Source organism: Nocardioides sp. P5_E3, assembly GCF_054049275.1.
Map to the genome: position 1 here is coordinate 1 of NZ_JBFUMR010000023.1, position 23,236 is coordinate 23,236.

General features: G+C 71.0%; 22 protein-coding genes and 1 tRNA gene. 20 read left to right on the forward strand and 3 right to left on the reverse strand.

Annotated features, from left to right (window positions below; genetic code table 11):
- On the forward strand, positions 1–2,580 hold a 2,580-nt coding region (locus tag ACXJKB_RS15165), incomplete at its 5' end, for an ATP-binding protein (RefSeq protein WP_457189747.1).
- Here the strand turns inward: ACXJKB_RS15165 and ACXJKB_RS15170 are convergent.
- Positions 2,564–3,376, reverse strand: coding sequence for an ABC transporter permease (locus tag ACXJKB_RS15170; protein ID WP_457189749.1), 813 nt, complete (start codon positions 3,374–3,376; stop codon positions 2,564–2,566). The genes ACXJKB_RS15165 and ACXJKB_RS15170 overlap by 17 nt on opposite strands.
- Complete coding sequence (locus ACXJKB_RS15175; RefSeq protein ID WP_457189751.1) at positions 3,373–4,380, reverse strand: ATP-binding cassette domain-containing protein; 1,008 nt, start codon at positions 4,378–4,380, stop codon at positions 3,373–3,375. The genes ACXJKB_RS15170 and ACXJKB_RS15175 overlap by 4 nt, the downstream gene beginning before the upstream one ends.
- An 83-nt stretch (positions 4,381–4,463) precedes the next feature.
- Between ACXJKB_RS15175 and ACXJKB_RS15180 the strand changes: the two genes are divergently transcribed.
- From ACXJKB_RS15180 to der, 11 genes are all read left to right on the forward strand, one after another.
- Complete coding sequence (locus ACXJKB_RS15180) at positions 4,464–7,088, forward strand: DEAD/DEAH box helicase (protein WP_457189753.1); 2,625 nt, start codon at positions 4,464–4,466, stop codon at positions 7,086–7,088.
- A gap of 348 nt (positions 7,089–7,436) precedes the next feature.
- Positions 7,437–8,471, forward strand: a complete 1,035-nt coding sequence (locus tag ACXJKB_RS15185) for a ParA family protein (protein WP_457189755.1) — start codon at positions 7,437–7,439, stop codon at positions 8,469–8,471.
- Positions 8,456–8,815 (forward strand): hypothetical protein, encoded by a 360-nt coding sequence (locus tag ACXJKB_RS15190; RefSeq protein WP_457189757.1) that lies wholly within the window; start codon positions 8,456–8,458, stop codon positions 8,813–8,815. The genes ACXJKB_RS15185 and ACXJKB_RS15190 overlap by 16 nt, the downstream gene beginning before the upstream one ends.
- Positions 8,812–9,717 carry a segregation and condensation protein A gene (locus ACXJKB_RS15195; RefSeq protein WP_457189759.1) on the forward strand — a complete coding sequence of 302 codons (906 nt, stop codon included), beginning with the start codon at positions 8,812–8,814 and terminating at the stop codon, positions 9,715–9,717. Before ACXJKB_RS15190 ends, ACXJKB_RS15195 begins: the two co-directional genes overlap by 4 nt.
- Positions 9,714–10,490 (forward strand): SMC-Scp complex subunit ScpB, encoded by a 777-nt coding sequence (gene scpB / locus ACXJKB_RS15200; RefSeq protein WP_457189761.1) that lies wholly within the window; start codon positions 9,714–9,716, stop codon positions 10,488–10,490. The genes ACXJKB_RS15195 and scpB overlap by 4 nt, the downstream gene beginning before the upstream one ends.
- A 49-nt stretch (positions 10,491–10,539) precedes the next feature.
- Entirely contained in the window at positions 10,540–11,343 is an 804-nt protein-coding gene (locus ACXJKB_RS15205) for a pseudouridine synthase (RefSeq protein ID WP_457189763.1), read from the forward strand.
- A 25-nt stretch (positions 11,344–11,368) separates the two neighbouring features.
- A complete protein-coding gene (aroH, locus tag ACXJKB_RS15210) occupies positions 11,369–11,746 on the forward strand; it encodes a chorismate mutase (RefSeq protein WP_457189765.1) in 378 nt (125 codons plus the stop codon).
- Positions 11,739–12,824 carry a prephenate dehydrogenase gene (locus ACXJKB_RS15215; protein WP_457189767.1) on the forward strand — a complete coding sequence of 362 codons (1,086 nt, stop codon included), beginning with the start codon at positions 11,739–11,741 and terminating at the stop codon, positions 12,822–12,824. Before aroH ends, ACXJKB_RS15215 begins: the two co-directional genes overlap by 8 nt.
- 11 nt (positions 12,825–12,835) lie before the next feature.
- The gene (gene cmk, locus ACXJKB_RS15220) at positions 12,836–13,522 is read left to right on the forward strand and encodes a (d)CMP kinase (protein ID WP_457189769.1); all 687 of its coding nucleotides are present in this window, start codon (positions 12,836–12,838) and stop codon (positions 13,520–13,522) included.
- A complete protein-coding gene (locus ACXJKB_RS15225; protein ID WP_457189771.1) occupies positions 13,519–14,268 on the forward strand; it encodes a lysophospholipid acyltransferase family protein in 750 nt (249 codons plus the stop codon). The genes cmk and ACXJKB_RS15225 overlap by 4 nt, the downstream gene beginning before the upstream one ends.
- A gap of 6 nt (positions 14,269–14,274) precedes the next feature.
- Positions 14,275–15,642 carry a ribosome biogenesis GTPase Der gene (der, locus tag ACXJKB_RS15230; protein ID WP_457189773.1) on the forward strand — a complete coding sequence of 456 codons (1,368 nt, stop codon included), beginning with the start codon at positions 14,275–14,277 and terminating at the stop codon, positions 15,640–15,642.
- A 13-nt stretch (positions 15,643–15,655) separates the two neighbouring features.
- Here the strand turns inward: der and ACXJKB_RS15235 are convergent, their stop codons facing one another.
- On the reverse strand, positions 15,656–16,336 hold the full coding sequence (locus ACXJKB_RS15235; RefSeq protein ID WP_457189775.1) for a M23 family metallopeptidase: 681 nt from the start codon (positions 16,334–16,336) through the stop codon (positions 15,656–15,658).
- 215 nt (positions 16,337–16,551) lie between these two features.
- Here ACXJKB_RS15235 and ACXJKB_RS15240 point away from each other — a divergent pair.
- The 8 genes from ACXJKB_RS15240 (at position 16,552) to ACXJKB_RS15275 (ending at position 23,210) form a co-directional block, all read left to right on the forward strand.
- A tRNA-Pro gene (locus ACXJKB_RS15240) sits at positions 16,552–16,625 on the forward strand.
- 103 nt (positions 16,626–16,728) lie between these two features.
- Positions 16,729–16,995: a hypothetical protein gene (locus tag ACXJKB_RS15245; protein WP_457189776.1), complete on the forward strand. Its 267-nt coding sequence runs from the start codon at positions 16,729–16,731 to the stop codon at positions 16,993–16,995.
- Between the two features lie 734 nt (positions 16,996–17,729).
- Positions 17,730–18,122, forward strand: a complete 393-nt coding sequence (locus ACXJKB_RS15250; RefSeq protein WP_457189778.1) for a response regulator — start codon at positions 17,730–17,732, stop codon at positions 18,120–18,122.
- A gap of 147 nt (positions 18,123–18,269) precedes the next feature.
- Positions 18,270–20,045, forward strand: coding sequence for a sensor histidine kinase (locus tag ACXJKB_RS15255; RefSeq protein WP_457189780.1), 1,776 nt, complete (start codon positions 18,270–18,272; stop codon positions 20,043–20,045).
- Between the two features lie 284 nt (positions 20,046–20,329).
- Positions 20,330–20,707, forward strand: a complete 378-nt coding sequence (locus tag ACXJKB_RS15260; protein WP_457189782.1) for a DUF4186 family protein — start codon at positions 20,330–20,332, stop codon at positions 20,705–20,707.
- A 154-nt stretch (positions 20,708–20,861) separates the two neighbouring features.
- Positions 20,862–21,494 (forward strand): helix-turn-helix transcriptional regulator, encoded by a 633-nt coding sequence (locus ACXJKB_RS15265; RefSeq protein ID WP_457189784.1) that lies wholly within the window; start codon positions 20,862–20,864, stop codon positions 21,492–21,494.
- Between the two features lie 418 nt (positions 21,495–21,912).
- The gene (locus ACXJKB_RS15270) at positions 21,913–22,698 is read left to right on the forward strand and encodes an alpha/beta fold hydrolase (RefSeq protein ID WP_457189786.1); all 786 of its coding nucleotides are present in this window, start codon (positions 21,913–21,915) and stop codon (positions 22,696–22,698) included.
- 191 nt (positions 22,699–22,889) lie between these two features.
- Positions 22,890–23,210, forward strand: coding sequence for a hypothetical protein (locus ACXJKB_RS15275; RefSeq protein ID WP_457189788.1), 321 nt, complete (start codon positions 22,890–22,892; stop codon positions 23,208–23,210).
- Positions 23,211–23,236 lie beyond the last annotated feature (26 nt).

Below are 23,236 nucleotides of genomic sequence, written 5' to 3' on the forward strand. Positions count from 1 at the left end.
GCGCTGCTGCGCGCCGAGGCCGCGACCGCCGGACCGGCCACCGCTCTGGCGCGCTACGAGACCTACCGGGCCGACCTGGCCGAGCGGCTCGGCGTCGACCCCGAGGCCGCCCTGCAGCGGCTGCACGCCGAGCTGCTGGCCGCCGACGACCCGGTGCGCACCGGGGTGAGGTACGACGCGACCGGGCTGCTGGGCCGCGAGCAGGACCTCGACCGGCTGCGCTCGGCCCTCTCCGCGTCCCGGCTGGTCACGGTGCTCGGTCCCGGCGGCATCGGCAAGACCAGCATCGCCCAGGTGCTGGCGCGCGAGTCGATGCTGCCTCGCGTGCACGTGGTCGAGCTCGTCGGCGTGGGCGCGGGCGATGACGTCGTGGTCGCGGTCGGTGCGGCCCTCGGCGTCCGGGGTTCGGTGACGACCCGGCTCGCGCTCACCGCGACCCAGCAGGCCGACGTACGCAGCCGGCTGGCGCAGGAGCTCGACGCGGGGCCGACCCTCCTGGTCCTCGACAACTGCGAGCACGTCCTCGAGCCGGTGGCCGCGCTGGTGGCCTTCCTGCTCGCGACGACGCGGGACCTGCAGGTGCTGACCACCAGCCGGGCGCCGCTGCGGCTGGCCGCCGAGCGCGCGGTCCCGCTGAGCCAGCTCTCCGAGGTCGACGCGGGGCAGCTGTTCGTGCAGCGCGCCACGGCGACGCGGCCGGACGCCGTGCTCGAGCCCACCGCGGTGCGCGACGTCGTCGAGCGGCTCGACGGGCTGCCCCTCGCCGTCGAGCTCGCGGCCGCCCGCGTCCGGACGATGACGGTCGCCGAGGTGGCTGCTGCGCTCGACGACCGGTTCGCCGCCCTGCGCAGCCGCGACCGCACCACCCCCGACCGCCACCGCACGCTGGAGGCGGTCATCGCCTGGTCGTGGGACCTGCTGGGCGCCGACGAGCAGCGGGCGCTGGCGTGGCTGTCGGTCTTCCAGGACGGGTTCGACCGGGCGACGGCCGTGTCGGTGCTGGGCGCCGACGGCTCCGACCTGGTCGACGCGCTCGCCGAGCAGTCCCTGCTGGTGGTCACGGAGGACGGCGGCACCGCGCGCTTCCGGGCGCTGGAGACGATCCGCGAGTACGCCGCCGCGCGACTCGCGCGCAGCGGCGAGGAGGAGGCCGCCGCAGAGGCGCAGCTGAGGTGGGCGCGCGACCTGTCCGAGCGCTCCCAGGACCTCGTCGTCAGCGGCGACCAGGTCGCGCTCGTGGACCTGCTCGTGCGCAACCAGAACAACCTCACCGACGTGTTCCGACACGCCCTCGCGACCGGAGACCGCGAGACGGTCGCGCGACTGGTGGCGCTGCTCGGCAGCCTGTGGACCGTCACGGGTGACCAGCCGAGGATCTTCGCGGTCTGCGACGCCGCGACCGAGCTGCTCGCCGGTTGGGACGTGCCGCCTGACCTGCGACGGCCCGCCCAGGAGGCCGCCGGCGTCCTGATGCTCCACCTCAGCTGGATGCCAGGGGCCGACCTCGGCGGCTTGCGTGACCTCCTCCTGCAGGGGGACAGGCCCGTCGGTGTGTGGGGACTGATCGCGCACACGGTCCACGTCGCCGACGGACCGGCGCCCGCCCGCCTCGCCGAGGTCGCCGCGCACCAGTCGAGACCCGCGATGGCCAGCGCGCTGCTGCTGTGGGCGGCGATCGTCTCCGAGAACGAGGGCGACGTGGACGCCGCACGGACGTACGCCGAGGCGGCCCTGGACGGGCCGTTGCCGCCCTACCTCCGCGCCTCGCTCCACGCCGAGCTGGGCCAGCTGGCGATGGCCGTCGGCGACCACCACCGGGCGGCGCGCCACGCGGAGGTGGCGTGGCCGCTGCTGGAGCGCATCCACTCGATGACCGACGCCTACAGCCTCCAGGTGGCGACCGCCATCGCGCCGCTGCTGGACGGCGACGTCGACGAGGCGGCGGCCCTGCTCGAGCGGTTCGGCCCGCCGGACGGCGAGACCGCCCAGATCGGCGCCCGCCTGACGTGGCAGACCGCCCAGGCCGAGCTCGCGCTGGCGCGCGGCCACCACGCGGACGCGGTCCGCCGCTACGACGCCGTCGTCGACCTGGTGACCGACGGCGACCTCCCGGGTGGGGGACCGGCCGCCTCGCCGTGGGTCGCCCTGGCGGCGTCCGCAGCCCTCGTCAGCCGGGTGCGCTACGGCACGAGCTCGCCCGACGCTCGCGCCGACGAGCTGCGCGACCTCGTCGCCGGCCCGTCCGGCCGCTCCCCCGAGGGCACGCTGTGGTTCACCGACCTCCCGCTCAACGGCATGCTGCTGGTGGCGCTGGCCGCGTGGGTGCTGAGGTTCGGGCCTGCCGAGCAGCACGTGGACGCCGTGCACCTGCTCGCGGTCGCGCACCGCTGGTCCTACAACCGCAGCATCCCGGTGATGGCGTGGGAGCCGATGGTGGCGCTCGCGGACGCGGTCGAGCCCGGACGGCTCGGCCCGCTCGTCGTGGAGCTGGCCGGTCGTCCGGGCCCTGACCTGGTGCCCGGCGCGGCTGCAGCGGTGGACCGGCTGCAGCGCGCCTGGCAGGTCACATCCGCCGGTTGAACGCCCGGACCGACAGCGGGGCGAAGATCGCGATGATCACGGTGCAGCCGAGCAGTGCCCAGCCGACGCCCGCGGTGACGGCACCTTCGTTGGCGAGGTCGCGGAGGGCGGTGATCACCAGCGACACCGGGTTGAGCTCGGCGAACGTCTGGAGCGGCTCCGGCATGGTGTCGGTCGGGACGAACGCGTTGGACAGGAACGTCAGCGGGAACATCACGAGCAGGGAGATCGCCTGCACGCCCTGCGCATTGCGGCCGAGGATCCCGAAGAGCGTGAAGATCCAGGCCAGCGACCAGCCCGCCAGCATGGCCAGGAGCACGGCTGCGGCGACACCGGGGACGCCACCGCCCGGGCGGTAGCCGATCGCGATGCCGACGGCGAAGGTCAGGACCGACGCGATGAAGTAGCGCAGCAGGTCGGCCACCATCGGGCCGGCCAGCGGCGCGATGCGCGAGATCGGCAGCACCTTGAACCGGTCGAAGACGCCAGTGTCCATGTCGGTGCGGAGCTGGACGCCGGTGGCCACGCACGCCGTCAGCACGGTCTGGCCGATCAGGCCGGGGATGATCAGCGGCAGGTAGCTCTGGACGTCGCCCGAGATCGCGCCGCCGAAGATGTAGGCGAACATCCCGGTGAAGATCAGCGGCTGGATGGTGACGTCGAACATCACCTCCATGCTGCGGCGCATCTTCATCGTCGCCCGCCAGGCCAGGGTCATCGTCTGGGTGACGGTGTCGGCCAGGCCGACGCGGACGGTGCCGAGGTCGGCAGGGTCGGTGGCGGTCGTGGTGCTCATCGGGCGTTCTCCATCTGCAGGTCGTGGTCGTCGGCACCGCTCGCAGGCGTGCCGTCGTGGGTGTCGTGGCCGGTCAGCGCGAGGAAGACCTCGTCCAGCGACGGCTTCTGGACGGTCACCGACTCGATGACGACACCGCGGTCACGGAGCGCGACGAGGACGTCGACGGCCTGGTCGGTGCGGGTCAGCGGCACGTTGGCGCGTCGCGCCTCGGGGGTGAGGACCGCCTCCTCGCCCACCAGTCGCCGGGCCTCGTCCGCGACGACCGGCAGGTCGGCGGGGTCGGCCAGCTGGAGCTGCAGGGCGGACTGCCCGACGGACGACTTCAGCTCGTCGGCGGTGCCCTCGGCGACCTTGCGGCCGCGGTCGATGACGGCGATCCGGTCGGCGAGCTGGTCTGCCTCGTCGAGGTACTGCGTGGTGAGCAGGACCGTGCACCCGGTGCGGACGAGGTCACGGATCGTGTCCCACATCTGCCCGCGGGTGCGCGGGTCGAGGCCCGTGGTGGGCTCGTCGAGGAAGATCAGCGGCGGCCGGGTGAGCAGGCTGGCGGCGAGGTCGAGACGCCGGCGCATGCCGCCGGAGAAGGCGGAGATGGGCTTCCTCGCCGCCTCGGTGAGGTCGAACTGCTCGAGCAGCTCGGCGCCGCGCGTGCGGGCCTCGGTGCGCCCGAGGCCCTGGAGGCGCGCGAAGAGCCAGAGGTTCTCGGTGGCGGTGAGGTTCTCGTCGACCGAGGCGAACTGCCCGGTGACGCCCAGCAGCCGTCGTACGGCGTGGGGCTCGGCGTGGACGTCGTGGCCGAAGATCTCGGCCCGGCCCTCGTCGATGCGGAGCAGGGTGGCGAGCATGCGCAGCATCGTCGTCTTGCCCGCGCCGTTGGGGCCGAGGACGCCAAACACCTCGCCGTGGTGGACCTGCAGGTCGATCCCGTCGACGGCGCGGTGGTCGCCGTACTGCTTCACGAGCCCGGAGGCACGGACCGCGAGTCCTGGTTGTGTGGTCATGGGAGGAACTGTCCGCGCCCGCGGTTTCACCACGGTTCCACGCCGCCTGCCCCGCTGAAACCGGTGGATGGTTGGATCGACGCATGCCGGATCCAGTGCGCCTCGACACGCGGGTCCGGACGGGCGCGGACCCGGACGCGGTCTACGACGCCTTCACCGGCTGGGTGGCCGACCAGGGGCTCGACCTCTACCCGCACCAGGACGAGGCGGTCATCGAGCTGCTCGGCGGCAACCACGTCGTCCTCGCGACGCCGACCGGGTCGGGGAAGTCGATGGTCGCCATCGGCGCCCACGTCGCGGCACTCGCCCGCGACGAGGTGAGCTTCTACACCGCCCCGATCAAGGCGCTCGTCAGCGAGAAGTTCTTCGCGCTCATCGAGGTCTTCGGCGCTGACAACGTCGGGATGCTCACCGGCGACGCCGCGGTCAACCCGGACGCGCCGATCATCTGCTGCACCGCCGAGGTGCTGGCCAACATCGCGCTGCGCGAGGGTCGCGCGGCCGACGTCGGGCTCGTGGTGATGGACGAGTTCCACTTCTACTCCGAGCACGACCGCGGCTGGGCCTGGCAGGTGCCGCTGCTGGAGCTGGTCGACGCCCAGTTCCTGCTGATGTCGGCCACGCTGGGCGACGTGTCCTTCTTCGTGGAGGACCTGAAGAGACGCACCGGCCGCGACACCGCCGTCGTCGACGACGCCGAGCGTCCGGTGCCGCTGAGCTTCCGGTGGTCGATGGAGCCTCTGGACGACACCCTCGAGGAGCTGGTGACGACCGGCCAAGACCCGGTCTACGTCGTCCACTTCACGCAGGCAGCCGCTGTCGAGCACGCGACCAACCTGCTCAAGTCCCGGCTCGGCTCGTCGGGTGGCGGGCCGAAGGTGGACAAGGAGGCGATCGCCGCCAAGATCGGGGCCTTCCGGTTCGGCGCCGGCTTCGGCAAGACGCTGTCGCGGCTGGTGCGCAGCGGCATCGGCGTCCACCACGCCGGGATGCTCCCGAAGTACCGCCGGCTCGTCGAGACGCTCGCCCAGGCCGGTCTGCTGCGCGTGATCTGCGGCACCGACACGCTGGGCGTCGGCATCAACGTGCCGATCCGCACTGTGCTGTTCACCGGGCTGGCCAAGTTCGACGGCACCAAGCAGCGGGTGCTCCGGACGCGGGAGTTCCAGCAGATCGCCGGCCGCGCCGGCCGCGCGGGCTACGACACGGCCGGCTACGTCGTCGTACAGGCGCCGGACTTCGTGATCGAGAACGAGCAGGCGAAGGCCAAGATCGCCGCGCGCCAGGCCGCGGGCAAGAAGAAGTCCAAGGCCCAGCTCAAGAAGGCGCCCGAGGGCACCGTGGTGTGGACCGAGCAGACCTTCGACAAGCTCGTCGCGGGGGTGCCGGAGCGGCTCCAGAGCCGGATGAAGGTCGACAACGCGATGCTCGTCAACGTCGTGACCCGCGAGGAGGACGCCTTCGCCGTCCTGCGCCGGCTTGTCACCGACAACCACGAGGAGCGGCGCGGGCAGCTGAGGCTGGCCCGCCGCGCCCTGCGCCTGTCCCGCTCGCTCGTCCGCACGGGCATCGTGACCCGGCTGCCGGAGGTCGACGAGTTCGGCCGCCGGTTCGTGATGACCGTCGACCTGCCCGACAACTTCGCGCTCAACCAGCCGCTGGCGCACTTCGCGCTGGCCGCCTTCGACGTGCTCGACCCCGAGGCGGAGACGTACGCCCTCGACGTGGTGTCGATCGTCGAGTCGGTGCTGGAGGCGCCGCGCCAGATCCTGATGGCGCAGCAGCACGCGGCCCGTGGGGACGCGATCGGGCAGATGAAGGCCGACGGCCTGGAGTACGACGAGCGGATGGCGCTGCTGGAGGAGATCACCTGGCCGCAGCCGCTCCGCGAGCTCCTCGAGGCGCTCTACGAGACCTACCGCCAGACCCACCCGTGGCTCCCCGACGACGCGCTGTCGCCGAAGTCGATCGTGCGCGAGATGTGGGAGCAGGGCATGGGCTTCACCGATTTCGTGGGTCGCTACCAGCTCGCCCGCTCCGAGGGCCTGGTGCTGCGCTACCTGACCGACGCCTACCGGACGCTGCGCAACTCGGTGCCCGACGCCCACCACGCGCCCGAGGTCGAGGACGTCATCGAGTGGCTGGGGGAGACGGTGCGCCAGACCGACTCCTCGCTCCTCGACGAGTGGGAGGCCCTGTCGGACCCGGACCACGCCTCCAGCGCGGTCGCGCACCACGAGCCGCCGCCCCCGCCTCGGCCGCTGTCGCGCCAGGAGCGCCCGTTCCGGGTGATGCTGCGCAACGCGATGTGGGCACGCGTCGACGCCGTGTCGCGCGATGACCTCGACGTGCTCGTACGCCTCGAGCGCGCGGCCGCCGACCGCACCGACCCGCCGCGGCAGGTCGTCATGGGCCGCTCGGTGTGGGACGCGGCGCTGGAGGACTACTACGCCGAGCACGACCGCGTCCTGACCGACGGCGATGCACGCGGGCCGGACCTGCTGGTCGTGGGGGAGGAGCGGACCGGGGAGCCGGTCGGCGCCGAGGAGGGCACCACGGCCCGCCTGCGCGACGTACGCCAGACGATCCACGACCCCGAGGACCACCACGACTGGGTCATCGAGGCGGTGGTGGACTGCGACGCCACCGACAGCGCCGGTGAGCTCGTGCTGGCGACCGTCGCCATGCGTCGGCTCGGGGACGGGTGACCGGCCACCCTGATGTACGCCGCCGCGAGGGTGGCGGCAGATTGCGCTGGGAGATTGGCCCCGGCTGTGATGTGCCGCCACCTTCCGGGCTGGGATCGCCAAGGTGGCGGCAGTTCGCGTAGGGGGGCCGCCCTTGGCTGGGATGTGCCGCCACCTTCAGGCCCGGGTGAGCGGGCGCGTAGAGTCCCGCGCGGTGCAGGGCAGGATCGGTCTCCGAACCTCTCGTCATGCTCGCAACTGGTGCAGGAACTGTCGACGTGTCGACAAAGTTCGAGGCGTCCGGCGTGGTCCAATCGGGGTCCAGGCCGATGCACGACGGGTGCGCGACAGGTGCGACGAGGAGCAGACATGAGCGGCGCGGGATTCCCCGGTCACGACACGGGCAGCAGTGCCCCGCAGATGCCGCCCCTCGTGCGACCACCGCACCCGCACCAGACCCCCCACCCCGGCCCGACCCCGCGAGACGAGCAGACCGTGACCCAGCCGATCCCCTTCGAGCGCCCGCTCGAGACACGCGCCACGACGACCCTCGAGGCGGAGACGCCCCTCGGTCCGACCGGGCGTCCGATGCCGGTGTTCCCCGAGCCGCGGCCGCTGACCGAGCACGGTGGCGCCCGCGTGATCTCGATGTGCAACCAGAAGGGCGGGGTCGGCAAGACCACCACCACGATCAACCTCGGCGCCTCGCTCGCCGAGCTCGGGCGCAAGGTGCTGCTCGTCGACTTCGACCCCCAGGGCTCGCTGTCGGTGGGGCTCGGCCTGCACCCCCACGAGATGGACCTGACCATCTACAACCTGCTGATGGACCGCGAGACCGTGCTCGACGAGGTGGTGGTCCCGTCCGGCATCGAGGGCATGGACCTGCTGCCCTCCAACATCGACCTGTCGGCCGCCGAGGTGCAGCTGGTCCACGAGGTGGCGCGCGAGCAGACGCTGCAGCGGGTGCTCGCCCCGGCCCTCGAGCACTACGACGTCATCCTCATCGACTGCCAGCCCTCGCTCGGCCTGCTGACCGTCAACGCGCTGACCGCCTCGGACGGCGTCATCGTGCCGCTGGAGTGCGAGTACTTCGCGCTGCGCGGCGTGGCCCTGCTGAAGACGACGATCGACAAGGTGCGCGAGCGGCTCAACCCCAAGCTCGAGATCGAGGGCGTGCTGGGCACGATGTTCGACGGACGCACCCTCCACAGCCGCGAGGTCATGGAGCGCCTCGTGTCGGCGTGGGGCGACAAGGTCTTCCACACCGTCATCCGCCGCACCGTGAAGTTCTCCGACGCGACCGTCGCCGGCGAGCCGATCACGGCCTACGCGTCGTCGTCGACCGGTGCCGAGGCCTACCGCCAGCTGGCCAAGGAGGTGGTGACCCGGTGGCCCGCCGAGTGAGCATGCCGGCCGCGGACGACCTGTTCCGGCCGACGTCCGAGCCCGCGCCCGTCGACCCTGGTCCCGAGCAGCGCCAGCGCCGCGTCCGGGCCGTGGCCGACGACGCCGAGCCCGCCGGACCCCGCAAGCCCAGCGGCCGCGTGCGGCACGACGAGAAGATGACGGTCTACGTCACCTCCGACGAGCTGCTCGACATCGAGCACGCCCGCCTGACGATGCGCCGCGACCACGGCCTCGCCGTCGATCGTGGCCGCCTCGTCCGGGAGGCGCTGGCAATCGTGCTCGCCGACCTCGAGGCCCAGGGCGCCGACAGCGCGCTGGTGCAGCGGCTGCTCGACGAGTGAGCACCGCCCGCCCCGCTGTCCCGGACTCCGCGCCCGGAGACACGCTCGAGCCGGGCAGCGATGCCCCGGCGTTCGCCGTACACCTGGACAACTTCGAGGGCCCCTTCGACCTGCTGCTCGGACTCATCTCCAAGCACAAGCTCGACATCACCGAGGTCGCGCTGTCGCAGGTCACCGACGAGTTCATCGCCCACGTGAAGAATCTCGGCGGCGCCTGGGACCTCGAGCAGACCACGTCGTTCCTCGTGGTGGCGGCGACCCTGCTCGACCTCAAGGCTGCCCGCCTGCTTCCGCAGGGCGACGTGGAGGACGAGGAGGACCTCGCGCTGCTCGAGGCGCGCGACCTGCTCTTCGCCCGGCTCATGCAGTACCGCGCCTTCAAGCAGGTGGCCTCGGTCCTCGAGGAGCGACTGTCCTCGGAGTCGCGCCGGCACCCGCGGGCGGTGGGGCTCGAGGAGCAGTTCGCGACGCTGCTGCCCGAGGTGCTGATCGGGATCGGGCTCGACGAGTTCGCCCGGCTGGCGGCGAGGGCGATGGAGCCCAAGCCGGTGCTCGAGGTGTCCCTGCAGCACATCCACGCCGCCAAGGTGAGCGTTCGCGAGCAGGGCCAGCTCGTCGTCGACCGGCTGCGCCGCAGCGGCACGATGACCTTCCGGGCGCTGTGCGGTGACTCCCCGGACCGGCTCACCACCGTGGCTCGCTTCCTCTCGCTGCTCGAGCTGTTCCGCGAGGGGGCGGTGTCCTTCGACCAGGTGACCCCGCTCGGCGAGCTCACCGTGCGCTGGACCGGCGCCGAGGACGGCGAGGTCGACATCCACGACGAGTTCGACGGCGCCCCACCGGGCGACGATGATGCACCCATGCCGTCGGCAGCCGCCGACGAGCCCGAGGAGGACCAGTGAGCGAGCAGCCCGACAGCACCCAGCCGGACCCGGGTCCCGTCGAGGACGCCGGGGACGACACGCTGGACGTGGCGGTCGCCGAGCTGCGCCCGGCACTCGAGGCGATCCTGATGGTCTCCGACGAGCCCCTCGGCACAGTGCGCCTGGCCTCCGTGGTCGGGCACCCGGTCGAGGCGGTCGAGGCCGCCCTCGAGGCGCTGGCGGGGGAGTACGCCGAGCAGGGCCGCGGGTTCGACCTGCGATCCGTGGCCGGTGGGTGGCGGTTCTACTCGCGTCCGGAGTTCGCGGGCGTCGTCGAGTCGTTCGTGCTCGAGGGCCAGCAGGCGCGGCTCACCCGGGCCGCCCTCGAGACGCTGTCGGTGGTCGCCTACAAGCAGCCGGTGTCGCGTGCGCGGGTGTCGGCGATCCGCGGCGTCAACGTGGATGGCGTCATGCGCACGCTGCTGACCCGCGGGCTGGTCGAAGAGGCCGGCCAGGACGAGCTGAGCGGCGCGAACCTCTACCGGACCACGTCCTACTTCCTCGAGCGCATCGGCGTCACCTCCGTCGACGAGCTGCCCGAGCTCGCGCCCTACCTGCCCGACATGGACGACCTCGAGGACGAGCTGGCCAGCGTCGCCGGGCTCGACGCCGAGCCGGTGCCGGAGCCGGCTGCTGAGCCCGCTCCCGTCGACGTACCGCCCGCTCCCCAGCAGCCGCAGCCGGCTCCGCGCCACGCCTCGCCCCACTCCGGCGACGGCACCGAGCCCGACGGCGGGACCGAGATCTCTTGACCACCCCACGAAACCACTCGCTTCGCTCGCGCTTCCGCAGGGACCCCCAATGAGACCGCACGACGCACCCGACAACGACCAGCCCGCCTCGCAGCGCCCCGACACCGACGAGGACGGCCTGATCCGGCTGCAGAAGCTGCTCGCGCAGTCCGGCGTCGCCAGCCGCCGCAAGTGCGAGGAGCTCATGCTCGACGGCCTCGTCGAGGTGGACGGCGAGGTCGTCACCCGGCTCGGCACGAAGGTCGACCCGCGCACCGCCGTCATCCGGGTCGAGGGCAAGCGCCTGCCCCCGATCAGCGACAAGGTCTACCTGGTGCTCCACAAGCCGCGCGGCGTCGTCTCGACGATGTCGGACCCCGAGGGCCGGCGCACCCTGGGCGACCTGGTCGCCGAGCGGCCCGAGCGGCTCTTCCACGTCGGCCGGCTCGACACCGACACCGAGGGCCTGATCATCCTCACCAACGACGGCGACTTCGCACAGCACCTCGCCCACCCCTCGCACGAGGTCGACAAGACCTACGTCGCCGAGGTCGACGGCGAGGTCCACGTCCGGACGATCCGCGAGCTGCTCGCCGGCGTGACGCTCGAGGACGGCCCGGTCACGGTCTCCCAGGCCCGGGTGCTCGGCGGTGACCCGCGGCGCGAGGGCAGCAACCGGTCGATCGTCGAGCTCACCATCCACGAGGGACGCAACCGCATCGTGCGGCGCCTGCTCGCCCAGGTCGGCCACCCGGTGCGCCGGCTCACCCGCACGCAGATCGGGCCGGTCACCCTCGCCCGCCTGCGGTCGGGGGAAATGCGCGAGCTCACCGTGGCCGAGCTGGGCGAGCTGATGGACAGCGCGCAGCTCTGACTCCGGACGCGGCTAGGCTCGTCGCGTGGCAGTGAGAGCAGTGCGTGGGGCGACCCAGCTCGAGGAGGACACCCGCGAGCACATGCTGGACCGGGTCGCCGAGCTGGTGACGGACGTGATGGAGGCCAACGACCTCGAGGTCGACGACTTCATCTCGATCATCTTCACCGCGACCAGCGACCTGACCAGCGAGTTCCCGGCCTATGCCGCACGGCAGCTCGGCTTCTCCGACGTCCCGCTGGTCTGCGCCCGCGAGCTGGAGATCGCCGGCTCGATGCCGCGGGTGGTCCGGCTGATGGCGCACGTCGAGACCGACCTCCCGCGCTCGGAGATCACCCACGCCTACCTCCACGGCGCGGCCAACCTGCGCCGCGACCTCGCCCGGACCACCAGCCATGACTGACGACGACCTGCCGGCCCTGACCGGGCCGGTGGAGGTCGTCGGTGCTGGCCTGATCGGCACGTCGATCGCCCTGGTGTGCAGCCGGCTCGGCATCGAGGTCGTGCTGCGCGACACCTCCGGGGAGAACCTGCGCACCGCCCATGGCCTCGGGGCGGGACGCGTGGCGACGCCGGACGACCGACCTCAGCTGGTCGTGGTGGCCGTGCCGCCCGCCTCGGTCGGCGACGCCATCGTCGACGCACTGAGCCGCACCGATGCCGTCGTCACCGACGTCGGCAGCGTCAAGGCCGCCCCCTTCGAGGAGGTGGCCGGCCGGGTCGGACCGGACGACCTCGCCCGCTACGTCGGCTCGCACCCGATGGCCGGGAGCGAGCGCTCCGGCCCCCTCGCCGCCAGCGCGGCCCTCTTCGACGGACGGCCCTGGGCCGTCACGCCGCACCGCTACGCACGCCCCGACGCCGTACGCCTCGTCGAGGCACTGGTGCTCGAGTGCGGGGCCGCGCCGCTGGTGATGGAGCCGGGGGAGCACGACCGGGCCGTCGCCCGCATCTCCCACCTGCCGCACCTCGCCGCCGTGCTCGTCGCCGGACGCCTGGCAGCGGCCCCGGCCGAGCACCTCGCCCTCTCGGGCCAGGGCGTCCGCGACGTCACGCGCGTCGCGGCGAGCGACCCGGAGCTGTGGCAGCAGATCCTGGAGGCCAACTCCGAGGCCGTGCTCGACCTCCTCGCCGAGGTCCGCGCGGACCTCGACGCCCTCATGACGGCCGTCGCCTCCGACGGGTCCCCGGACCTCGTCGAGATCCTCACCCGCGGCAACGCGGGGACGGCCGCGATCCCCGGCAAGCACGGCGGCCCGGCGCGACCGACCCGCTCGGTCTTCGTCGCGGTACCCGACCACCCGGGCGAGCTGGCGCGTCTCTTCGGCGACGCCGGCGAGATCGGCATCAACATCGAGGACGTCCACATCGACCACGACCCGGGACGCCCCGTTGGCCTCACCGAGCTCGTCGTCGAGCGCGGCAGCGCCGAGCAGCTGCTGGCCGCTCTCGAATCCCGCGGGTGGACGACCCACCGGTAACCTTCTCGCCCGTGAGCACCGTCGACAGCACCGCACAGACCGGGTCCCTCGTCATCGCCGTCGACGGCACGTCCGGCTCGGGGAAGTCGAGCACCTCGCGCGGCGTGGCCGACCGGCTGGGCCTGCGCTACCTCGACACCGGCGCGATGTTCCGGGCCATGACGTGGTGGCTGCTGCGCGAGGGCATCGACGTACGCGACACGGCGGCGGTCGCGGCCGCCGCGGGACGTCCCACCATCGAGTCCGGCACCGACCCGCTGGGCCCGACCATCACCGTCGACGGCACCGACGTCTCCGTCGAGATCCGCGCCGACGAGGTCAACGCCGCGGTCAGCCCGGTCAGCGCTGTGCCGGAGGTGCGCGCCCGCCTGCTCGACCTGCAGCGCGAGGCCATCGGTGGGGGCGGCATCGTCGTCGAGGGCCGCGACATCGGGTCCGTCGTGTGGCCGCAGGCCGAGGTCAAGGTCTACCTCAGCGCCGACCCCGACGCCCGCGCCCAGCGTCGTACGGCCGAGCAGGGCGGCACGGACGTCGCCAGCACGCAGCAGTCCCTCCTCGAGCGCGACCGCATCGACTCCGGGCGGGCCACCGCGCCGCTGACCATGGCCGAGGGTGCGGTCCACGTCGACAGCACGCACCTGACGCTCGCCGAGGTGATCGACCGGATCGTCGCGCTGGCGGAGGCACGACGAGCGTGACCCGGGCGGACCTGCCTGCCAGCGCCGAGGAGCACCCCGCCACCCGGCTGCTGAACCTGCTGCGTCCACCCGCCGCGCGGCTGGTCCGCACCCGGTGGCCCGTGGTCGTGCACCACGCCGACCGTGTGCCGGAGGCGGGCGGCGTGATCCTGGCGAGCAACCACATCGGGATCATCGACGGGCCGCTCCTCGCGGTCTTCTCGCCCCGGCCCGTCCACGCGCTGACCAAGCAGGAGATGTTCGAGGGACGGCTCGGACGCTTTCTGCGGGCCTCCGGTCAGATCCCGCTCGACCGGTTCCACGCCGACCCGGGCGCGATCCGTTCGTGCCTGCGCGTCGTCCGCGACGGGGGAGTGGCGGGCATCTTCCCCGAGGGCACCCGCGGCGACGGCGAGCTGCACCGCTTCCACCACGGTGCCGCCTACCTCGCCCTCGTCACCGGCGCCCCGGTCGTGCCGGTCACGATGCTCGGCACCCGTCCGCCCGGCGGCGGCGGCAACGCCCTCCCGGCGCGCGGCGACACCGTCGACCTGGTGTTCGGGCAGCCGTGGCGGACGACACAGCAGCCCTGGCCACGCACCCGGGAACACGTGGCGGCCACGTCGGTGTTGCTCCGGGAGCACCTGCTGTCCGAGCTGGCCACGGCGCTCGGCGACACGCGCCGATCCTTGCCCGGGCCGCTTCCTGCGGGACAATCCGAGGACGACCCCGACACCGGGCTCGTCGAGCCATCCAGAGAGCTGTGATCACCCATGACTGAGTACGACGCCGGCGTCGACGCCGCGTCCACCGACGAGCCGACCGGACCCACCCCGGTCCTGGCCGTGGTCGGGCGACCCAACGTGGGCAAGTCCACCCTCGTCAACCGGATCATCGGGCGCCGCGAGGCCGTCGTCGAGGACCGCCCGGGCGTGACCCGGGACCGCGTGTCCTACGACGCCAACTGGAACGGCCGCGCCTTCACCGTGGTCGACACCGGCGGCTGGGACCCTGACGCCCGCGGCATGGCCGAGCGCATCCGCGCCCAGGCCGAGGTGGCCGTCTCGCTGGCCGACGCCGTGCTCTTCGTGGTCGACGCGACCGTCGGGATCACCGACGCCGACGAGGCCGTCGTACGCATCCTGCGCGCGTCGGGCAAGCCCGTCGTCCTGGCCGCCAACAAGGTCGACGACCAGCGCACCGAGGCCGAGGCCTACGGCCTCTGGAACCTCGGCCTGGGCGAGCCGTTCGCGGTGTCCGCGCTGCACGGCCGCGGGTCGGGCGACATGCTCGACGCGATCCTCGCGGCGCTCCCGGAGACGCCCAAGGAGTCCTTCGAGGAGGTCGGCGGCCCGCGCCGCATCGCGATCGTCGGCAAGCCCAACGTCGGCAAGTCGTCCCTGCTCAACATGCTGGCCAAGGAGGACCGGGTCGTCGTCGACAACGTCGCCGGCACCACGGTCGACCCGGTCGACGAGCTGATCCAGCTCGGTGACCGCACCTGGCGCTTCATCGACACCGCCGGCATCCGCAAGCGCGTCAACCAGGCGTCCGGCCACGAGTACTACGCCTCGCTGCGCACCACGACCGCGATCGACCGCGCCGAGGTGGCGGTGCTCGTGCTCGACGCCAGCGAGACGGTCTCCGAGCAGGACATGCGGATCATCCAGACGATCCGCGACGCCGGCCGCGCCATGGTCATCGCCTTCAACAAGTGGGACCTCGTCGACGAGGAGCGCCGCTACTACCTCGAGCGCGAGATCGAGCGCGACCTCGTCCAGCTGAAGTGGGCGCCGCGGATCAACTTCACCGCCCGCACCGGCTGGCACGTCGACCGCCTCGTCCCGGCGATCGACAAGGCGCTCGAGGGCTGGGAGACGCGCATCGGCACCGGCGCGCTCAACACGTTCCTCGGTCGCCTGGTCGCCGAGCACCCGCACCCCGTGCGCAGCGGCAAGCAGGCCAAGATCCTGTTCGCGACCCAGCCGTCGGTGGCCCCGCCCACGTTCGTGCTCTTCACCAGCGGCAAGCTCGACGCCTCCTACGAGCGCTTCATCGAGCGGCGCCTCCGCGAGGAGTTCGGCTTCGTCGGCACGCCGATCGTCATCGAGCAGAAGCCGCGGGAGAAGCGCAAGCGCTGACCCGCGGGTCAGGTCACGGGTCGAGGCCCTGGGCCTGCAGCCAGTCCATCGGGTCGACGGGGCTGCCGGCGGCCGGGCGCACCTCGAGGTGGAGGTGCGGACCGGTGGAGTTGCCGGTGGAGCCCACGCTGCCGATGACGTCCGTGATGCCGACCTGCTGGCCGGCGACGACGGTCGTGTCGGTCTGGTGGCAGTACCAGATCTCGGTGCCGTCGGGGAGCGTGAGGATCGTGCGCAGGCCGTAGGGCCCGGCGTACGCGACCTCGGTGACGATGCCGTCGGCGACCGCGACCAGCGGCTCGCCGGCGTACGCGCTGAAGTCCTGTCCACCGTGCTCGGCCTCCCACAGCGGGCCGGTCAGCCCGAAGCCGGCCGAGAGGTCGTACGACGCCAGCGGTAGCACGGCGTGCACCGCGTCCGGGTCGCCGTCGTAGCCATAGCGGGCCAGCACGGCGCGGTATCCGATGAGCGCCCGGTCGCGGGCGTCGGCGGCCTGGTTGAGGGTCGCCAGGCTCTGCTGGCGCTCGGCGAGCTGCTCCGCGAGGGCGGCGGCCTGCGCGACGGCCTCGGCCTCACCGCTGTCCTCACGCACGACCGCCTCGGGTGCGGCCTGCGCTGCGGGCGCGACGAGGCCCGTCCCGACGATCGCCGCGAGAGCGGCGACCACCAGGCCGATGCGTGGCACAGCTGGCATCAGGGAACCCCCACAGGTCGACGGTCCATGGTCGGACCGCGCGGGTCGGCACTCATGGGGTTCGGCGACAAATGGCCCACTCGGACTACGTCCGTTTCCACCCGGCGAATCGTCGCGAGGACGGGGGAGCGGCGAGGTTGGCGGGTCGATTCCGTGACCGCGGAGGCCCTGCGGTAGTCTTCCCATCGCTCCGCAGGCCTCGTGCCAGGAGCACTCGGGCTGTGGCGCAGCTTGGTAGCGCACTTGACTGGGGGTCAAGGGGTCGCAGGTTCAAATCCTGTCAGCCCGACCGAGAGAACCGGCTCTGAGCAGCGGAAACGCTGGCTCAGAGCCGGTTCGGCATTTGAACCCGAAAACCCACTCATTCACCAAGTATTCGAGCCAGCCTCGGGATGAGCGGCGGCCAGCTCGTCCAGGACGTGAGCCACGTCGGCCGCGATCGCGGGCTTCGAGATGTAGAACTCGTGCCCGCGTCGTCGACGACGACGGCGACTGGTACTTCGAAGGTCGGCTACAGCACCGGCATCGCCGAGAACCGCATCGGCACCTTCCCCGCCGTCTGGGCCCGCCGCCCCGAGCTCACCGACCTCGACGGCATCGTGCCGCCCGCGGAGCTCGAGCACATGCGACGCGAGCCCCGGCGCGACCCGGTGGTCTAGCCCTCATTCACCCCGAACGGTGAAGTTCGAAGCCGACGCCGCTTCGCGGCCCGTCGCCGCGCGTACGGTCACCACGCGATCACTCGTGGGGCGTTGAGGTTGTAGGCCCCGCCGGGCCCGGGCGCCTGGCGGGGCTGACCACCGCCCGGGCGCAGGGGCGACCGCAGAACGCGCCGACGCGGCAAACAGCGGCGCGACCTCAAACGGGGGGATTGGTCGCGCCGCTGCCTCCTGCTGGAGCGACCGCGGCGCCATCCGCATCTCTGCGGGAGGTAGAGACAGGCGGCAACGCGGGGCACTCATTCCCTCCAGCGTCACGGGGCGGGGAAGTGTTACGCATCCGCGGTCCGCGGCCGCAGTGGCGCTGATCCTTGGACAGAGATTGCCCATGCCAAAGGGCGGTCCATCCTTTGGTAAGCATGACCGCGCCGTACCTCGCCCGGCGGCTCGAGCGGATCTGAGCCTCCTGTCGAGGAGATCAGCGGATGAGCCGTTTCGCGCGGTCTACGCGCCGGATTGCGCGGCGGGTCGCCGGACGACGCAGCTTGCGCCGCGGCCGGAGCCAGACTGAGCCAAGGGTCTTTCGCCGTGGCCCTCGTAACGCCTTGCGCCTGCCCCCGTCAGGCAGCAAGGCGCCACTCGACCCGCGCGACGTGTCCACCCCCCTTGAAGGCCTACGACACGGAGCGAGGTCGGCGGCGTACCAACGTTCCTTCAACCGATAGGTTTGCAGCGTGAACTCAGATGATGGGTCACTGCGCTTCCTCGTTGTCGATGACAACGAAGACATCCGCGACGTCCTGGTCCGTATGGTCGAGCGCCTTGGACACACAGCGTCGACCGCTGCTGACGGCGTCGAGGCTGTCGAAATTCTCGCTGAACATCGCTTCGACTTCATGCTGCTGGACCTGACCATGCCACGGATGACTGGCGACGACGTCGTCCGCTGGCTCAGGGCGCACCCGGAACGCGGTGAGGGATTGCGCGTTGTCGTGGTCAGCGCATGGGTGGGCGAACAACGGGGTCACCTGCAGGAGCTCGGCGTGCACGCGGTGCTGCCGAAGCCCTTTCGGGCACAGCAGCTGCGTGACCTCATCAGTGGCACCCTGCCGCTTCGGAACTCGTGACCGATCCAGTCCGTCGGCCGCCTGGCGTGGCTGCATGACCGGGATGATGAAGTCCCACGCACGGCAAGCACAGGTATCAGCGGGGCCGCGCTTACGATCGACGTGCGCCGCAGCCGCAGATGGTGCTGCCCGACAAGTGAGGTAACGGTGAATCAGCCCGACATTGAGGCTGTGTTCGTAGATGCTCTGCAGAACATTGCCGAAGGCGTGACAGAGTTGTTGGGCTTCGAGGTTGCCGCCATCAGCATCGCCCGGGACGACCAGACCTTGGAGATGGTCGCAGTCGCCGGTAGCCCAGCGGCGCGCGACCAGCTGCTGGGTCGCCGCACGCCGATCGCGGAGATCGAGCGAGAGCTCGCCACCGCTGAGGAGTGGGGCGATCTTCGATTCGTTCCGCACGAACGGATGAGCATCGAGGTGGAAGATCTGGGTTGGGTCTCAGATCTCGAACCCACCGATGACCCGGACGCATGGCACCCGTTGGACCTGCTCCTCGCGCCCATCTACGACGAACATCAGCGGTTTCGTGGGCTGCTGTCAGTGGACCTGCCGCACGACGGCAGGCGTCCAGGCGCAGCGCAGCGCGAGCAGCTGCAGCGCTACGCGCGGCATGCCCGCCGCAGTGTCCTCACCGCTGTGGAGCGGGCGGAGCTCGCCGAGCATGTGCGGCTGGCTGATGCCGCCCGCAGGATCGTCCAAGAGGTCAGTTCAGAGTTGTCCATAGGACGGATCGTGGAACTGTGCCAACCGGCGATCACCACGGGGTTCAGCGCCGTCGGCATGTGGCTACAGACGTTCGACGTTGCTGGGGGAGGAGCCGACGCGGTCTACGGCGCCACCGAGAGTGAAATCGTCGTGCCGGATGAATTCAAGTTGGTCGGCCGCGAAGCGGCCCGGCTGCTGTGGTCGCGCCAGGAAGTGGCGGTGATCACCCTTGTCACTGTGCCTGATATCGCGGGCCTCGTCCTGGACGAGGGCCAGGTGCGGCGGCTTCATGAGTTCATGGCCGGCACACTCGAAGCATCCTCGATGCTCTTCGTTCCGATTGGTGCGGGTCTCGAGTGTCTGGGGAGCGTGGCGTTGACGCGACGCGGACCCGGCACCGACTGGAACGCGATGGAGGGACGGACCGCGCTCGAGATCGGTCACGACCTGGGGCGTGCACTGGTCAACGCCCGCACCTTCGAGCGCGAGCGGGAGCTGCTGGAGGAGCTCCGGGAACTGGCCGGCTACAAGAGCCGGCTCATCGCCACGATCGCGCACGAGCTGAAGAATCCGTTGGCATCGATCCTCGCTCACCTGGACCTGGTGGAGCTCGAACCCGACCTGACCAGCTCGGTGACCGCGTCGACCCAGGCGATGGGACGAGCGGTCGACCGGATGCGCAGCATCATTGACGACTTGCTCCTTCTCGCCCAGGTCGCCGACCCCAACACTGCGCTCGACGCGGCACCAGTCAACCTCACGGCTGTCGTCAACGAAGTGCTCGACCTGCTAGGTGTGACCGCCAAGCAGAAGAACCTCAGGATCGTCCTCGACGTGCCCTCCACTCCCGTGTCCGCCTGGGGCGAGACCCACGAGCTGTTCCAGGTGTGTGCCAACCTCATCAGCAACGCCGTGAGATACACGCCCAGCGGTGGAACGATCACCATCGCGCTGGCCCGCATCGCCAGCGGCGTCGAGCTCAGCGTGACCGACACGGGAATCGGCATCTCTGCCACCGACCAGCACCGGCTGTTCGATGAGTTCTTCCGCTCCACCAATCCCGCGGCACTGTCCACGCCAGGCACCGGGCTGGGGCTGAGCATCGTCCACCGCATCGTCGAGCGGCACGATGGGCGGATCGCCGTCGAGTCGGAACTCGGCTCGGGAACAACGTTCAGGGTCACCCTGCCAGCGGAGCCCCGGGAACCATCTGAATGACCCGCGGGGCGGGCACGCAGGTGTTTCGTGCCCGGCCCATCCCGGCGGCCGGGTGCAAGCTTGCCCAAGGTCTGGACACCGGGCAAAGGTTTGCCCCAGATTGCGTTTCCGACCGCGCCGGGGGAGGACCCGCGCTGTCTGGCTCGCTACGGTCCGAGCACCCCACGAGTGCGCGCCTCCGTCCCTCCCCCTCGGGACGGGGGCGCGCGGCTTGAGTCCAGCCGCAGAGACCCAGTCAGTCTTTGCACCGTCGTCGGCCACCGTGCCGTGCCTAGTCTGGGGGCGTGCCCGACCCCGCCGAGATCGATGACCGGCTCGACCGCGCGAGCGCGCGACCGTTCGGACGACGGTTCCACCTGCGCGGGCGCGAGCGGGCCACGGCCGAGCTGCGCGGTCCGCAGACCATGCGGGCTCACGCCGCGGAGATCATCGCGGAGCGGCTGGCGCCGGCCGAGCCGCGCAACGACGGCCGGCAGACGCCGTACCGCAACCACCCGGTCTTCGTGGCCCAGCGCGCCCCTGTCCCCTTGGTGAGGCGCCGCGGCCTGCTCCGTGGCCGACCGGCCTGTCATTCAGGCGGACCGCGGTCCGAACAAAGGACTCCTGTCGTGGCGCCGGGCCTTCGGTGTTGTGCCAACCCGGTCTCGGCAGATCCGCGCTGATCGCGGCATGTGCGGAAACCAGCGTCCCTGGCGCAGGGTGACGGTGCATCCGATACATGGCCTGCAGGAGTCAGAACGCCCAGTCCTTTTGGGCTGGCTTGGCCACCCCAGAAAGGTGATGTGGACGACGACCATGGCGGGGACAATCCGCAACGTGAACGCGCTGCCTATCCGCGTCGCGGTCCTGAGTCCGCAGGCCGTCGTCGTTGAGGGCCTGCGCGCAATTCTTGCCACTAATGACGATGTGAAGTTCGTCGACCTCAACCGTGACGAGACAACTCCCGACCTCGTCCTGTACGACGCAATGTGCTTGCTGGGGGGTGACTCGACCGAACTGGCCAGCATGGTGCACGAGACAAGTACCGCTGTGCTCGTCGTCTCCCGTGACCTGCGGCCGGGCTTAGCCGCACAGGCACTCGCAGCCGGGGCCGACGGACTCGTTTCGGTGGGTGCCTGCCCCGATGAAATCTTTGAATCCATCAGTACAGCACTCACCGGCCGTCGACTCCGCGACGCAGACCGGCGTCCGGGCATCGACACAAGGCCACCAGTGACTCGCGAGAAGCGACGAGACGGACTCCCAAGATTGACTCAGCGGGAGGCACAAGTCCTGGCCATGCTGGGCCGGGGCTGGTCGAACGCTGAAATCGCCGGAACACTCCAGATGAGTCGCAACACAATCAAGACCCACATCCGCATGGCCTACCGCAAGATCGGCGTCAAGGACCGTGCCGAGGCGATCGCGTGGGCACGAACACATCAAACGCACCACGAGTCAGCGACCTGACGCCGCCAAGCGCCAATCAGCTGGTCACCACTTGCGACGTGCCACATGGCCAGCGCAAGGAATGCGACGCCGATGAAGAGGTCCTCCGGTTGCGGTCGCGTCATGTCGGCGACATTCCCACACGCCAATCGCCATGCCGAGCGCCGTGCCCTCGGCTACAAATGGCGGTTGCTGACCGTGCTCGCGGGCGGGGGCACATTTGTCGCCATCGGTTTTGAGGGCGACCGCTCATCGGCATGATCGGATGCGCGCATCGCGGCATGAGCGTGCACTTCGATCTTCGACACCGGCCACAGTCTGACGCGGGACGACGGTTTCCTGGCACGGTGCCCGATCCGTCACCCGCGTCGCGACCAAGCACCTCCGATGGGTGGCCGGAGGTCCTAGGGTGACGAGTAGCCGCTGTGAGGAGATGGCCATGCGGGAAGCGTGGGAGTTGTTGATCGCGGGACCTGAGAATGCGGACCGATCGGTGCTCCTCCTTCCGGGCGGAGCGAACGCTGCCCGCTCCTACGACCTGGTGATGGCCGATCCGGCGCTGTCTGGGGTGCGCCTGCTCGCCACGACCCTGCCGGGCATGGCGGGTGCAGCGCTGACCGGCGACGTGTCCGTCCCGGGACTGGCGCGTACGGCGGGGAAAATGGCCAAGGAACATCGTTGCGACGTGGTCGTGGGCTTCTCCCATGGCGCCACCGTTGCGCTGGAGATGGTCCTGGCCGGTCACTTCCGGGGCCCGGTCGTGCTGCTGGGCATCAGCCTGACCTCTGAGGACGACGCAGCGTTCTTCCGTGCCGCCGTACGGCTGTCGCAGAGAGTGGGGCGCTGGCCGCTGGCGATCCTGCTCCGACTGCTTCCTCTGATGGTCCGGTCCGCCAAGACAACTGAAGCGCACAAGCGGGACCTGGTCGCGGACCTCAAGCAGAACCGGGCCGGTGATTCAGTCCGGGTGAGCGCCGAGTACCTCGATCACATCGCCGCCGACAGGAACTTCGCCGCCCAGCTCGCCGCGTCGAGCAGCCCCGCGTGGGTCGTCCACGCCGAAAAGGGGGGTGACGGCGGCCTCACCGATGCCGAGCGAGCCACCCTCGACTCGGCTGACAATGTGACCCTGGTGACGGTCCCGGGCTCAGTGTTCCTCCTTCCGGACGAGGCTCCTGACCAGACGGCAGCAGTGATCGCCACCGCCCTATCGACGCTGGACTGACCGCGCTCACCGCTCTGGGATGCATCGGGTCCCGGGGCGTGGCCCTGGCCTGGTTTGGGCGAATGGACCTTTCCGCTCATCGGCAGGTCCGGATACCCGACCGACGGCCAAACGACGCAAAGCCGCGACTCCACACCAAGCCAGATGTCGGCGGCGAATGACAAGATGGCCATGTGGCGTCGGACTCCCGCATGGTGGCACTGGGCTTCGGCAAGTTCGCGCGTGCCGACCGCATCTTCGCTTTGGAGCGGATCACAGGGGAGGAGCGCGGAGATGGCCGGCGCACGCGCGTTTGGATCGATGGGGTCACCGATCCCTTGATCGCATCCCGGACGGAGGTCACGATCCTCCGCGACATGGGCCAAGAGGCCGCCGTCGCTGCACCCGTGCTCGATGAGGCAATGGACCTTGCCAGCCGACTAGCGGCCGCGGCCGAAGAGGGTCGTGTGGACTTGAGTGACCTGGGTCGTCGGGCGCGCCGCCTCCTCGCCTCGACAACCTCATCGCCGTAGCGACAGAGTGTCGCGCCTCTCGCGGC

Coding starts and splice junctions, on each gene's coding strand:
- ACXJKB_RS15215 (WP_457189767.1), top strand. CDS start 11,739: ATGACTGACGACGACCTGCCGGCCCTGACCGGGCCGGTGGAGGTCGTC.
- der (WP_457189773.1), top strand. CDS start 14,275: ATGACTGAGTACGACGCCGGCGTCGACGCCGCGTCCACCGACGAGCCG.
- ACXJKB_RS15170 (WP_457189749.1), bottom strand. CDS start 3,376: ATGAGCACCACGACCGCCACCGACCCTGCCGACCTCGGCACCGTCCGC.
- ACXJKB_RS15180 (WP_457189753.1), top strand. CDS start 4,464: ATGCCGGATCCAGTGCGCCTCGACACGCGGGTCCGGACGGGCGCGGAC.
- ACXJKB_RS15235 (WP_457189775.1), bottom strand. CDS start 16,336: ATGCCAGCTGTGCCACGCATCGGCCTGGTGGTCGCCGCTCTCGCGGCG.
- ACXJKB_RS15275 (WP_457189788.1), top strand. CDS start 22,890: ATGGTGGCACTGGGCTTCGGCAAGTTCGCGCGTGCCGACCGCATCTTC.
- ACXJKB_RS15185 (WP_457189755.1), top strand. CDS start 7,437: ATGAGCGGCGCGGGATTCCCCGGTCACGACACGGGCAGCAGTGCCCCG.
- ACXJKB_RS15270 (WP_457189786.1), top strand. CDS start 21,913: ATGCGGGAAGCGTGGGAGTTGTTGATCGCGGGACCTGAGAATGCGGAC.
- ACXJKB_RS15245 (WP_457189776.1), top strand. CDS start 16,729: ATGAGCGGCGGCCAGCTCGTCCAGGACGTGAGCCACGTCGGCCGCGAT.
- ACXJKB_RS15175 (WP_457189751.1), bottom strand. CDS start 4,380: ATGACCACACAACCAGGACTCGCGGTCCGTGCCTCCGGGCTCGTGAAG.
- ACXJKB_RS15205 (WP_457189763.1), top strand. CDS start 10,540: ATGAGACCGCACGACGCACCCGACAACGACCAGCCCGCCTCGCAGCGC.